The organism is Frankia sp. R43 (assembly GCF_001306465.1).
GTDB classification, from domain to species: Bacteria; Actinomycetota; Actinomycetes; order Frankiales; family Frankiaceae; genus Parafrankia; species Parafrankia irregularis.
The window spans coordinates 827,148-839,944 of the sequence record NZ_LFCW01000004.1; the positions used below are offsets into that span (position 1 = coordinate 827,148).

General features: G+C 72.8%; 9 protein-coding genes. 3 read left to right on the forward strand and 6 right to left on the reverse strand.

From position 1 onward, the window contains the following. Nucleotides 1–51 precede the first annotated feature (51 nt). Nucleotides 52–1,254, forward strand: coding sequence for a CaiB/BaiF CoA-transferase family protein (locus ACG83_RS20670; RefSeq protein ID WP_054567811.1), 1,203 nt, complete (start codon nt 52–54; stop codon nt 1,252–1,254). Here the strand turns inward: ACG83_RS20670 and ACG83_RS20675 are convergent. The 6 genes from ACG83_RS20675 to ACG83_RS20700 all read right to left on the reverse strand — a co-directional run bounded on the left by ACG83_RS20675 (nt 1,230) and on the right by ACG83_RS20700 (nt 8,032). Beyond that, complete coding sequence (locus tag ACG83_RS20675; RefSeq protein WP_054567812.1) at nt 1,230–2,510, reverse strand: MFS transporter; 1,281 nt, start codon at nt 2,508–2,510, stop codon at nt 1,230–1,232. The two genes, ACG83_RS20670 and ACG83_RS20675, sit on opposite strands and share 25 nt — an antisense overlap. 11 nt (nt 2,511–2,521) lie before the next feature. Beyond that, nucleotides 2,522–3,529: an ABC transporter permease gene (locus ACG83_RS20680; protein WP_083473405.1), complete on the reverse strand. Its 1,008-nt coding sequence runs from the start codon at nt 3,527–3,529 to the stop codon at nt 2,522–2,524. Next, nucleotides 3,526–4,356 (reverse strand): ABC transporter ATP-binding protein, encoded by an 831-nt coding sequence (locus tag ACG83_RS20685; RefSeq protein ID WP_063793137.1) that lies wholly within the window; start codon nt 4,354–4,356, stop codon nt 3,526–3,528. Before ACG83_RS20685 ends, ACG83_RS20680 begins: the two co-directional genes overlap by 4 nt. A gap of 49 nt (nt 4,357–4,405) precedes the next feature. Then, nucleotides 4,406–5,560, reverse strand: a complete 1,155-nt coding sequence (locus tag ACG83_RS20690) for a CaiB/BaiF CoA-transferase family protein (RefSeq protein ID WP_054567974.1) — start codon at nt 5,558–5,560, stop codon at nt 4,406–4,408. Beyond that, nucleotides 5,557–6,768, reverse strand: a complete 1,212-nt coding sequence (locus ACG83_RS20695) for a CaiB/BaiF CoA-transferase family protein (RefSeq protein ID WP_063793138.1) — start codon at nt 6,766–6,768, stop codon at nt 5,557–5,559. Before ACG83_RS20695 ends, ACG83_RS20690 begins: the two co-directional genes overlap by 4 nt. A 127-nt stretch (nt 6,769–6,895) precedes the next feature. Then, the gene (locus ACG83_RS20700) at nt 6,896–8,032 is read right to left on the reverse strand and encodes a hypothetical protein (protein ID WP_131831146.1); all 1,137 of its coding nucleotides are present in this window, start codon (nt 8,030–8,032) and stop codon (nt 6,896–6,898) included. Between the two features lie 267 nt (nt 8,033–8,299). Between ACG83_RS20700 and ACG83_RS20705 the strand changes: the two genes are divergently transcribed. Further along, entirely contained in the window at nt 8,300–11,314 is a 3,015-nt protein-coding gene (locus tag ACG83_RS20705; protein ID WP_054567814.1) for an AAA family ATPase, read from the forward strand. A 124-nt stretch (nt 11,315–11,438) separates the two neighbouring features. Beyond that, the gene (locus ACG83_RS20710) at nt 11,439–12,656 is read left to right on the forward strand and encodes a CaiB/BaiF CoA-transferase family protein (RefSeq protein ID WP_054567815.1); all 1,218 of its coding nucleotides are present in this window, start codon (nt 11,439–11,441) and stop codon (nt 12,654–12,656) included. Nucleotides 12,657–12,797: the final 141 nt, after the last annotated feature.

The following is a 12,797-nucleotide window of genomic DNA, read 5'->3' on the forward strand; positions in this document are numbered from 1 at the left end:
GGCGGCGCGCGGTAACGCGCTGGATAACTCGCCGGCGCTGTCGTTGGCGGCATGTCTGACACGCCTCCTCCCGGCCCGCTCGCTGGCATCAGGGTTGTCGAACTGGCCGAGTGGGTCTTCGTGCCGACCGTCGGCGCGCTGCTCGCCGACCTCGGCGCGGACGTCGTGAAGATCGAGCACATGCGCCGTGGTGATCCGTACCGGTCCCTGCGCACCCACGGCCAGCCGCCCGACGTCGGCGTCCAGATGACCAACCGCGGCAAGCGCAGCGTGGCGCTGGACCTGAAGAACCCGCTGGGCCTGAACCTGTTCTGGGAGCTGCTCGGGGACGCCGACGTCCTGCTCACCAACTTCCGTCCCGCGGCGGCCGAACGGCTCGGGATCACTGCCGAGGAGGTGCACCGCCGGTATCCGCGCGTGGTCCTCGCCCGCGGCTCGGGTTTCGGCCGGCGCGGCCCGGACCGGGACACTCCCGGCTACGACCTCACCGCCTTCTACGCACGCGGCGGCCTCGCCCAGGCCTTCGCCGGCCAGGACGCCCCCTGGCCACCGCCCATGCCCGGTGCCATCGGCGACCGCACCGCCGCGGTGGCCCTGTCCTACGGTGTCTGCGCCGCGCTGCTGCGGGCCCACCGCACCGGCATGGGCAGCACCGTGGACGTCTCCCTGCTCGGCATGGCCGCCTGGTTCATGTCCGCCGACCTGATGCGGGCCGCGTCCGGCATGAGCGACGCCGTCGACCACGGCCGGGGCGCCACCTCGAACCCACTGGTCAACTTCTTCGCGACCGCCGACGGGCGCTGGGTCAGCCTCTGCCTGCTGGAAAGCGACCGTTACTGGCCGCGGCTGGTCGAGCTGCTGGGCGTGCCGGGCCTCGCGGCCGACCCGCGCTTCGTCGACCACCACGCCCGCGCCCGGGAGAAGGCGGCCTGCCTGGCGGAGCTCGACGCGGCGTTCGCCCGGCACACCCTCGCCGACATCCGAGCCCTGTTCAGCGACTTCGACGCGCCCTGGGCGGCCGTCCAGTCCGCCGACGAGATCGTCCAGGACCCGCAGGTGGTGGCGAACGGCTACGTGACCCGGATCGAGGAGCGGGGCGTGCCCACCGTCCGCGGGCCGGTCACCGTCGACGACAGCGCGCCGGCGCTGGCCCGCGCCCCGGAGTTCGGCGAGCACACCGAGCTGGTGCTGCTCGAATGCGGCAAGACCTGGGAGGACATCGCCGCCTATCAGTCGGCGGGCGCGATCCCCTGACCCACCGCCGCCGCACGGTCGGCGGGAGCGGGCGCGGTGACCGGCGCGCCCGCTGCCGACGCCGACGCCTGGTCGGCCGCGGTTCCCTGACGCCACAGCAGGGTGCCGGTCACCACGGCTGTCGCAGCCAGTGCCGCCACCGCCCAGCGCGGTCCCAGCCGGTCGCTGAGGAAGCCGTCGGCGAGCGCGAAAACCGGCTTGCTCGTGGCGACGCACACCGCGAACAGCGCCATCACCCGGCCGAGCGCCACCGCGGGCACCCGCTGCTGGATCAGTGACAGCGCCCGGTTCACCCCGAGGATGAAGGCGCTGCCCATGACAGCGACGGCCACGAGCGCCACCGGCAGCGAGGGTGCGAGCGCCACCCCGGCCAGCCCCAGGGCCTGGACCAGAATCGCCGCGGGCAACCGGCGGCGGAACCGCTCGACCCACGAGGCGAGACCGATCGCGGCCAGCGCGGCGCCGCCAGCGAAGGCCGTCATGATCGATCCGGCGGCACCGTCGTCGCCGGCCAACGTGACGCCGAGCGCGGGCCCGAGGGTGACCGCCGCGTCCGTCGCCCCGCTGACGACGAACGCGACAGCCAGCAGTGTGGTGACGTAGCGGGTCCGCCGGACGGTCTCCAGCGTCGCGAGCAGCCGCGGCCTCGACGCGGGCCGTTCCTGCGGTGCCGGCCGGACCAGCAGGATCGCCAGCAGGTAGAGCAGGAACGTCACCGTGTTCAGGGCGAAGACCACGGTGAAGCCGAAGCTGCCGACGAGCAGGCCGGCGAGGACGGGAGCCACCGCGCGCGCCAGGTTGAACTGAGCCCCGTTGAGCGAGAAGGCGCTGTCGAGCTGCGCGGGGGTGACCAGCAGCGGCACCAGCGCGAGCTGCGCCGGTGTCTGGAAGGCCAGGAAGACACCGAGGACCAGCGTCACGGCCAGCACCAGCGCCGGTGTCACCGTTCCGGTGGCGCTGGCGACCACCAGGACGAGTGTCGCCGCCGCGCCGAGCAGCTGGCAGACGATGATCGTCAGCCGCCGGTCGACCCGGTCGGCCACCGCGCCGGTCCAGCGCACGAGCAGGATCGGCGCGGCGAACTGGGCCACGCTCACCAGCCCGACCTGCGTGGTCGAGCCGGTGAGGCGGTAGACGAGCAGCACGGCCGCGAAGTTCTGCGCCCAGGTGCCGATGTTCGTCAGGATCGAACCGAGGAAGAACATCCCGAACCGGCCGGGCCCGGCCAGCAGCCGCCACAGGGCGAACCGGTGCATTCCCCGGCCTGTCAGCGGTCGTTGCGGGTCCAGGGCAGCAGCAGGGTGCCCGCCCACTTGATCGCGCTCTGGAACAGCACACCGAACACGGCGGCGACGACGATGCCCACATACATCCGGCCGGTGTCGAAGACCTGCCAGGAGCTCCAGATCATCGCGCCGAGGCCGTTCGCGCCCTGGATCATCTCCATGCCGACCAGGACGAGCACCGCCATCCCGGCCCCCAGCCGCAGGGCGTGGAACACCTCGGGCAGGACCGCCGGGACCGTCAGGTGGCGGAACGTCTGCAGCCACGACGCCTGGAACGAGCGCATCGGCTCGTGCATCGGCGCCGGGATGCTGACCACCGCGGCCAGCGTGGACAGGCAGGTCACGAAGAACGCACCGAGGCCGGTCAGGATGATCTTCGGTGCGTCACCGACACCGAACACCAGCAGCAACAACGGGAAGATCGCCAGCTTCGGCACCGTGTAGAGGGCTGAGACGATCGGCTCCAGCGCCACCCGCAGCGCCCGGACCGTGCCGAGCAGCAGGCCGAGCAGGATCCCGGCCGCCGCTCCGCCGGCGTAGCCGTAGATGAGCCGGACGAACGTCTTCCACAGGTTCTCGCCGAGGTAGCCGCTGCTCACCGAGTCACCGAACGCACTGGCCACCTCGGTCGGCGGGGGCCAGAACTGGCGGTCGATCGCACCGCTGGTCGACGCCCACTGCCACAGCAGCAGGAGCACGATCGGGGTGCCGAAGCGCAGCGCCATGTCCACCACCCGCTGCCGGCGCTGGTAGCGGGACCGATCCCGTTCGAGCGCACCGGGCGCGCGGACCACCGTGACCGCGCCGCCGGCCGTCGCGGCGGTCGCCGAGGCGGATGCCGGACGAGCACCTGGTTCGGGAGATGACGCGCCCGGTTCGGGAGATAAGGCGGCGGTGGCCGCCGGTCGCGCGGTGCCGGCGGCCGGTGCCGGTGCCGGTGCCACCTGCGGCGCCGGTGGCATGCTCTGCTGGCTGCTGCCAATGCTCACGAGATCACCTGCTCTGCGAGGGCGGTGTGGTGACGGTCGGAACCGGTGTCGGTTCCGCCGGGGTTGTGGTCGCGGATCTCCCGCCGCAGCAGGGACCACAGGTGGTCCTCAAGGGCGGCGAACTCGCTGGTGCCCCGCAGCGCCGCCGAGCGTGGCCGGGCGAACGGCACCTCGACCTGCTCCAGGATGGTGCCGGGGCCCGCCGACATGACCACCACGCGGTCGCCGAGCAGGATCGCCTCGTCCAGGTTGTGGGTGACGAAGACGACGGTGCGCCGGTCCTGCTGCCACAGCGCCAGCAGCTCCTCCTGCATGACCAGCCGCAGCTGCGCGTCGAGCGCTGCGAAGGGCTCGTCCATGAGCAGGATCTCCGGCTCGACGACGAGCGCCCTGGCGATCGAGACACGCTGGCGCATGCCCCCGGACAGCGCGTGCGGGTAGGCCTTGCGCACGCCGTACAGGCCGAGCCGGTCGAGGATCGCCTCGACGCGCTGCTTCGCCTCCCGGCGCGGCACCCGGGCGATGTCCAGGCCGAGCCGGACGTTCGCCTCCACGGTCTTCCAGGCGTAGATGCTGTAGTCCTGGAAGACCACGGCCATCAGATGCCGGCTGATGTCGTCGTGCTCGATCGAGACCGCGCCGCCGGTCGGGTTGACGAGCCCGGCGATGATGCGCAGGAGCGTCGACTTCCCGCAGCCCGACGGCCCGACGACGCAGACGAACTCGCCGTCGCCGATGTCCAGGTCGAGCGGGCCGAGTGCCTGGACCGTCCGGGTGCCAGTGCCGAAGGTGCGCTCCACTTCCTGGACCGCGATTTTTCTGGCCATCTGCTGTCCGTTCCTCTCCGTCCCGGCGGACTGGTCGCTGCTGCCCCGCTCACGCGAGGACCTCGTCGGTGTGTTCGCCCAGGTGTGGGCTGAGCCCGGGAACCACCGGCTCGAACGCACCGAACCGGACCGGTGGGACCGTGTGCCGGATGCGTCCGACGCCGGGCTGCGTCGTCTCGTGGAAGAAGCCGGCGCCGGCGAGCTGCGGGTTGCGGTGCATCTCCGCGAGGGTGCGGACGACCCCGATCGTCACGTCGTTGTCCACCAGCCGGCGGGCGGTCTCGTCGCGGGTCAGCGTGCGCGCGGCCGCCCGGGCCTCGGCGAGGAACGCGTCGAGCAGCCGGGGGCGCGCGCCACCCGGCCCGGGGCCGGCCTCCTCGGCCAGACCGGCGTAGCGCGCCAGGTCGAGGCCGAGCACGCGGCACAGGCCGCCGACCGCACCGGGCCGGCCGAACGACACCGTCACCCACCCGTCGGCGAGCTGCAGGAAGTGCCGCCGGCCCACGGTCACGCCGCGCGACGGTTCTCGCGGGGCGTCGAGAAGGGTCTCGTCACCGGCTACATCGGCCCACAGGAAGTCCACGGCGACGTCGAGCATCGGCACCTCGACGAGCTGGCCGCCCAGTCCGCGCTCGCGGGCGAACAGCGCCGTCACGGCGGCCTGCGCCGCGGCCATCGCCGTTATCTTGTCGATGATCGTGTGCTCGGAGAACCGCGGCACACCGTCGGCGCCGGCCTGCAGGTCGGCGAACCCGGCCTCCGCCTGGATCACGCTGTCGAACGCCGGCCGGTCGGCGTCCGGTCCGGTCGGCCCGAAGCCGGTGACGGCCACGACGATGACGTCCTCGTTCACCGCGCGCAGCTGCTCGTAGGCCAGGCCGAGGCGTTCGGCCACCGCGGGGCGGAAGTTCTGCACCACGATGTCGGACCCGGCCACCAGCCGGTGCGCGGCGGCGAGGCCCTCCGCCGTGCGGAGGTCGAGGACGATTCCCCGCTTGCCCCGGTTGACCATGTGGAACATCGCCGAGATGTCGCCGGCCCGGGTGCCCGACCAGCGGGCCTGGTCGCCCTCGGGCCGCTCGACCTTGATGACCTCGGCGCCCTGACCGGCGAGGATGCCGGCGGCCCAGGGCCCGGCCAGTGCCGTGGACAGGTCGACGACCTTCACCCCGGCGAGCGGGCCGTGGCGGTGACGCGCTGTCATCTGGCCGCCGCCTCGGCCGGCGCCACCGAGTCGGCCAGCCCTGCCACCTCGACCGCCTCGGCTGACCCTGCCACCTCGACCGACCCGGCGGACCTGGCCGACCGTGCTGACCCGGCCCATTCCCGCCGGCATTCCTCCGCGGTGGCCGGGCGGGGCAGCGCGGTGACCCGTCCCGGCGTCCGCGAGAACCGCGGCACCGGCGCCGGCTGGACGATCCCACCGACGTCGACGAAGGCCTCCCGGGCCACGCTGTGCGGGTGGGCGATCGCCTCGCCCTGCGTGAGAACCGGGGTGACGCAGGCGTCGAGCCGGTCGAAGACCTCCCGAAGCTGCGCCGACGTCCGCCGGGCGATCGCTGCGGCCAGCGCCGCCCGCAGCTCCTCCCGCCGGGCGATGTCGAGCGGCCCCGGCACCTCGGCCGGGTCGAGCCCGAGCCCGGCCAGCAGGACGTCGAAGAACCGGGGTTCCAGCGCCCCGACCGCGACGTGGCGTCGATCGGCCGTCTCGTACACCTCGTAGGCCGGGTGCCCGGTGTCGAGGAGGTTGGTACCGCGGGGGCCGAGCGCCAGTGCCGGCGCGTGGAACGCCGTCATCAGGTGGCTGACGCCGTCGACCATCGCGCAGTCGACCACCTGGCCCTCCCCGCGGCGGTCGGCCTCGCGCAGCGCGGCGAGGATGCCGAACGCGAGCATGAGGCCGCCCCCCGCGAAGTCGCCCACCAGGTTGAGCGGCGGGACAGGCGGGCCGTCCCGCCTCCCGAAGGCGTCCAGCGCGCCGGCGGCCGCGATGTAGTTGATGTCGTGACCGCCCCGCTCGGCGAGCGGGCCGCTCTGGCCCCAGCCCGTCATCCGCACGTAGACGCTCCTGGGGTTGCGCGCGGTGATCTCGGCCGGCCCGACACCGAGCCGCTCGGCGACGCCTGGCCGCCAGCCCTCGACGACGACGTCGGCGGCCACGGCCAGGCGCACCGCGGCGGCCTGGTCGTCCGGCCGGCGCAGGTCGAGGGCGACGAGCCGTTTGCCCCGGTCGAGCAGGTCCACGCCGTCCGGGCGGTTCGGGAAGGGATGTCCGGGCCGGGTGATGCGGACGACGTCCGCGCCGTGGTCGGCCAGCAGCATCGCGCCGTACTGGATGGGCCCGATGCCGCCGAGCTCGACGACGCGGAGGTCGGCCAGCGTCCCGGTGCCGGGCCTGGCAGGCTGGGTCATGTGTGCTCCCCTCCTGGGATGCGGTGCGTTCCGGGCACGGTTCGTCCGCCGAACGCGGGGCGTTCCGGAGGTGGGGCGTTCCGGAGGTGGGGCGTTCCGGAGGCGGGCCGGATGTGTCCGCCGGCTGCTAGCTCTGCTGCGCGAAGCCGATCGCGTCGAGGTAGCGGTAGTCCCAGAGGTCCGACTCGGTCAGGTCCTTGTCGTACTTGAGCAGGCCGCGGGCCCGCCAGAACCCCTGGCCGTCCGACAGGGCCGGGGCGATGTGGCTCTGGAAGGTCGGGTCGAAGTACAGCTCGGGAATCGACCTGAGCTTCGCGGTGTCCATCTCCAGCACCTTCGCCAGGGCACTGAGCGTGTCCGGGTCTTCCTTGTAGCCCGGCTGCAGCTTGTCGAGGGTGGTGCGGGCCATCGCCCGGACGAACGCCAGCGTGACGTCCTCCCGGCCCTTCATGGACCTGCCCTCGACGATCCCGGAGACGGTCGCCTTCGTCGGGATGACGCCGGACATGAACTCGCAGCAGGAGTCGTCGCTGAGCTGCTGGTCGTACGGGGAGTTGACCTGGCCGGCCGCGGCCGCCCCCTGCTGGAGCGCCTGCGACACCAGGGTGGCGTCGAACTGCTCGAAGGTCAGGTCGGTGGGCTTGACGGAGTCACCCCCGGGCAGCGTCCTGATCCACGCGGCCATCTGGAAGGCGCTGGGGCTGCCGTCACCGGAGACCGTGAGGATCTTCTTGCCCTTGAAGGCCGCGGCCGTCAGCTCACCCCCGGAGGGGTTGAGGACCGACTTGTTGGCCCAGAAACCCTGGGTCGAGTCCTCGGGCTGGCTCGCACCGGGGAAGATGAACCGCACGTCGGGGTTCGCGGAGACGATGTTGAAGAACCCGGCCGTGTAGGAGCCGAAGACCATGTCCAGCTTGCCCTGGGTGACCAGGAGCGTGGTCTCGGACACTCCGGCGTAGGTCAGCTCGACCTTGATGTTCTCCTTCGCGAGCTCGTCGGTCGCCAGCAGCAGCGCGGAGAAGGACTCCAGCTTGGAGCTCACGCCGATGCGGAGGGTCTCCTGCCTGGCCAGTGGCTGGGGCGCGAGCGGATCGCCGGTCGACGACGCCAGCGGAAGCGTCGAGGCGGCAGAATCGCTCGTGTCGCCGCCTCCCCCGCACGCGGCGACCGCCGAAGCGAGTAACAGCCCGACCGCCATCGTGCGTGGCCAGGCGAGTCGCCGACCCACCCGGGCGGCGCGTGCTCGGCCGTGTCCTACGGTCACCACGGACTCCTCTCTCGGTCCCCACGGCAGATGCCCAGTGGCCGGGGACGGTCGGCCGCACGATCTGCGGGCGGTGTTACCTGCGTCATTACGGGTGGATTCGTCGGGCCGGACGCCCTCGGGCAGGGCGCTGACCTGCGCGGCCGCGCACTCGTCCGAGATTGCGATGGGTCGCGAGGCGGAGCTAACATCCCTTTTCCCGGCATCTGCGCTGCTCCGGGGGCTGACCACTCGCATCGACGCGGGACCGAAAGGAACGCCTGCCCGGTGACCACGACAGCCGACGACGAGCGGCGGGCCGGTGAGACCCGCCCGGGGCTGCCCGGTGCGGTGCTGCACCGCCCGCGGGTCGACCAGCTGCTGGAGAGGTCGTTCGCACGCTCCCCCGCGGTGCTGATCTCCGCCGCCCCGGGCGCCGGCAAGACGGTCGCGGCGCAGCTCTACAGCGCCGCGCTGGACCGCCCGACGATCTGGGTGACGCTCGACGGCTCCCATGTCTCACCGCACCGGCTGCTGGCCACGCTCCTCGACGCGCTGCGGGACCTCCGGCCGGCGCAGGCCCAGGGCTCGACGAACCCGGCCTTCCGGATCGAGGCCTCGCTGCCCGAGGCCGCGGCGGTGGCCGCCGGCACGATCCAGCGCCGCCCCGCACTGCTCGTCATCGACGAGTGCCAGTACCTGATGCTGGCCGACGAGGCGCGGCACGCCCTCGGCACGTTCGTCGTCGGCGCACCCGACACCCTGCGGGTCCTGCTGCTGTCCTCGGGCGCGTTGAAGGGCTTCATCGAGCATCGGCTGGTCGAGGGCGGGATCTCCCTGGTGGCCGACAGCGACCTGGCGCTCACCGAGGAGGAGAACCGCCAGCTCGCCGAGCTGCTCGCCAGCGACACCGGCCAGGCCGCGAAGGTCATGCGGGCAACCGGCGGGTGGATGGCCGGCGCGGTCTTCAGCTACCGCTTCGGCCTGCACGAGCAGAGCCGGACGAACCACCTGCCCACGGTCCTCATGTCCGCGGTCCTGGAGCGTCTTCCGGCGGAGGACGCGCAGTTCCTGCTGGACACGAGCATCCCCACCGCCGTCACCCGGGAGGCGGCGACCGCGCTGTGCGGCGACGACGGCCACCGGCTGTGGGACACGGTGCGCTCACGGCATCTGCCCGCCACCACGATGTCCGACGACGCGGTCGTCTACCACTCGCTGTTCCGCACCTTCCTGCAGCGCACTCTGCTGTCGACCGAGCCGCGCCGGCACGCGCTGATGGTGCGCCGCTACGCCGGCCATCTCGCCGACAGCGGGCGGGTCGAGGAGGCGGTGGAGCAGTACCTCTCGATAGACGCCCGGGACGAGGCCCTCCTCGCCTTCGACCGCGCGGCCGAGGGACTGCTGGCCCGGTCGGACTGGGCCACGTTCCTGCGCTGGGCGGAGCGGATCGGGCGCGACCGCATCACCACGAACCCGCGGCTCATGGCCGGCCTGATCCGCTCGCTCTTCGGGCAGCACCGCTTCGAGGACACGATCTCGCTGATCCGCCGCCTCGACGTCACCGGCTCGCTGCGAGCCTGCACCGAGGCCGACCCGGCCCTGCTCGCCACGGCGGCGTGGGCGCTGCAGTCCGACGTCGCGGAGGCACACCGGCTGCTCGACCGGTACCGGGGCGACTACCGGTCCGAGGTGCTGCGGTTCATGACCGAGGCCACCTGCGGCCTGCGGCCGGCCACACCTCCCGTCTGGCGGGAGTGGGGCGACTTCGAACGGCCCTTCAGCTGGGGGCTGTTCCTGCAGGGCCGGACGAAGGAGCTGCGCCGCCTCGCCCCCGACGACCCGGCGGCACCTGTGCTCAACCCGAACGTGGTGCTCGGCATGTGCTTCACCGGCGATCTGGCCGACGCCCGGGACAGCCTCGAACGCGTCCCGCCGGAGCTGCGGGAACGGCCGCACACCCGCTACATCGAGGCCGTCGTCCAGCTGGCCGAGGGCGACGCCGAGGCCAGCATCGCCACCCTGGACGCGGCGTTGCACAACCGGGAGCGCAGCCCGTACGCGATCTCGCCGGCGTACCCGATGTTCCACGGCTGGGCGCTGCTGCTGGCGGGCCGGGCCGAGGAGGCCCTCACCGAGCTCGAACGCTCCGTCGAGGCGACCGCCCGCTCGGGGCATCTGGCACTGCTGGAGTGGGGGCAGGCGTTTCTCGGCTGCGCCCTGCTGACCCTGGACCGCGCCGCCGAGGCACGTGGCTTCCTCGAGGAGTGCGTGCGTTCCATGAAGGCGGCGCAGCGGCGCCTCTACCTGCCGCTCGCCGCGGCCGCGCTGTCCGAGGCGCAGGCCAGGACGGGCGACCCGGACGCCGCACACGAGGCCGCGGAGCTGGCCCAGCACACCGCGGCGATGATGGGGACGACGATGTCCTTGTTACCGGTCGTGACGCTGTTCCCGGCGATCGCCGAGCGGGAGGACCGTCATGACCCGTCCGGGCGGCGCTGGCGGCGTCTCGTCGTGGCCCCGTCGGCACGGCCCGTGCGCCGCCCGGCCACCCGCGGCGGCGTGCACCTCGCGCTCCAGCCGTTCGGCGCCAACCGTGACGTCCTCGTCGGCGGCGTACCCCAGCACATCGGACGCCTCAAGATCATCGAACTGACCGCGCTGCTGGTACTGCACCCGGCGGGCGTCGACCGGGCGCAGCTGCAGTCCAGGCTCTTCCCGGACGCCTCCCTGCGCAACGGCGGCAACCACTTCCGCCAGGTGTGCTTCAAGTTCCGCCAGATCACCGGCCTCGCCCTGGACCGCCGCCACGGCAACCTCGTCGGCCTGCCCGGCGACACCGTCGTGGACGCCGCGGACCTGCAGTTCGAGGAGCTGGCCCGGTCCGCCAGCCTGGTGACCGGGCAGGAGCGGGTCGAGCGCCTGCGGCGCACGCTGGCGCTGGTCAGCGGACCGTACCTCAGCGGCAGCGACCTGGCCTGGGCGGAGGAGCGCCGCACCCACCTCGCCGTCGTCGAGGAGGAGGCCCGCCTGGAGCTGGTCAGTCTCCTGCTCGACCTCGGACGTCCCGAGGCCGCGCGCGACGAGTGCGAGATCCTGCTGCGCCTCAACCGCTACAGCGATCCCGGCTACCGGCTGCTCGTCCAGATCGAGCGCAGCATCGGCAGCGAGACCTCGGCGCTGGCCGCCTACAGCCGCGCGGTCGCAGCGCTCGGAGAGCTGGGTCTGCGTCCCGGCGACGCCCGCCGGCTCATCGACCGCCCCCGCCACGCCGTGGGACCGGCCGCGCCGACCGGCGCGTAGGCACCACACCGCCCGGACCGACGCAGACCGGACCGACGCAGACCGGATCACCAGGATCGGGGCACGAGGACCGTAACGGCAGCGATAACGGGTCGGCGAGCAGCATTCCTTCGTGAACGGACCGATGAATGGTGTGCGTGTGGTGGAGGCCGGCTGGTTCGCGTCGGCACCGTCCTGCGCGACGATCCTCGCCGACTGGGGTGCGCAGGTCATCAAGCTCGAACCGCCCGGCGGCGAGCCGGGCCGGGCGACCCTGGCCCGGTCGGGCCCGTCGAACGCGCCGGTGGCCAACCCGCGTTTCGACGTGCACAACCGCAGCCGCCGCAGCGTGGTGCTCAACCTGCTCGAGCCGGGCCCCCGGCGGGTCGCCCACCAGCTCGTCCGTGGCTGCGACGTCTTCGTCACCAACCTGCGACCCAGCGTGCTGCGCCAGATCGAGCTCGACAGCGCCACCCTGCGCGCGGACCATCCCCGGCTGATCTACGCCCATGTCACCGGCTACGGCGACGACCAGGTCGGGCAGCGCCGCAGCTATGACCTCGGCGCCTTCTGGGCGTACTCCGGCCTCGCCTCGCTGTCGGGCGACGCGACCGGACGTCCGCCGCACCCGGCGACGGGCATGGGCGACCGTGCCGGCGGCGCCGCCCTCGCCGGCGCGGTCAGCGCCGCGCTGTTCCAGCGGGAACGCACCGGCGAGGGCACGGTGGTCACCGTGTCGCTGCTGCGGACCGCGATGTGGCTGATGGCCTCGGACGTGGCCGACGCCCTGCACCGGGACGACCGGCCCTACCCCACCGTTCACGAGACCACGCCGAAAGCCACGCTCAACTGCTACCGCTGTGCCGACGGCCGGTGGATCTGGCTCCAGGTGCTGTTCCCCGCCCGAGACTGGTACCTGCTGCTCGACGTCCTCGACGCACACTGGCTGGACGAGGATCCCCGCTTCCACGGCGGCGAACCGACCCGGCTGGCGCAGCACAGCGAGATCCTGGTCGAGACCCTGGAGGAAATCTTCCGGCACCGCACGGCAGCGGAATGGGCGAAGCGGCTGGCCGCCGCAGGCCTGCCGTTCACCCCGGTGCAGAACCTGCCGGAGGCCCTCGCCGACCCGGTCGTGCACGCCAGCGGCGCGTTCCTGGACATCCCGCTCGGCACCGGCACCTACCGTTCGGTCAACTCTCCGGTGGACTTCGCCGGCGCCGACCTGCCGGCCAGCCATACGGCACCGCAGGTAGGCGCCGACACCGAACAGGTGCTGACCGAACTGGGCCTGTCGCCCGCCCAGATCGCCGAGATCCGGGCGACCGAGCACGTGCACGGCCCAGCCGCCACTCTCGACTAACAGGCACCTCTCACCGCCGCCGCCTTTGCCACTTCTGCCGTCGGGCAGGTGTTGAGGATTCTGGGCGCCGAAACGACCAGAATCCTCAACACCTTCGATTCCGCTCCGACGACAGGCTCTGGGGCGAAGAAATTCCTCCGC

Coding starts and splice junctions, on each gene's coding strand:
- ACG83_RS20710 (WP_054567815.1), top strand. CDS start 11,439: ATGAATGGTGTGCGTGTGGTGGAGGCCGGCTGGTTCGCGTCGGCACCG.
- ACG83_RS20690 (WP_054567974.1), bottom strand. CDS start 5,560: ATGACAGCGCGTCACCGCCACGGCCCGCTCGCCGGGGTGAAGGTCGTC.
- ACG83_RS20695 (WP_063793138.1), bottom strand. CDS start 6,768: ATGACCCAGCCTGCCAGGCCCGGCACCGGGACGCTGGCCGACCTCCGC.
- ACG83_RS20675 (WP_054567812.1), bottom strand. CDS start 2,510: ATGCACCGGTTCGCCCTGTGGCGGCTGCTGGCCGGGCCCGGCCGGTTC.
- ACG83_RS20670 (WP_054567811.1), top strand. CDS start 52: ATGTCTGACACGCCTCCTCCCGGCCCGCTCGCTGGCATCAGGGTTGTC.
- ACG83_RS20685 (WP_063793137.1), bottom strand. CDS start 4,356: ATGGCCAGAAAAATCGCGGTCCAGGAAGTGGAGCGCACCTTCGGCACT.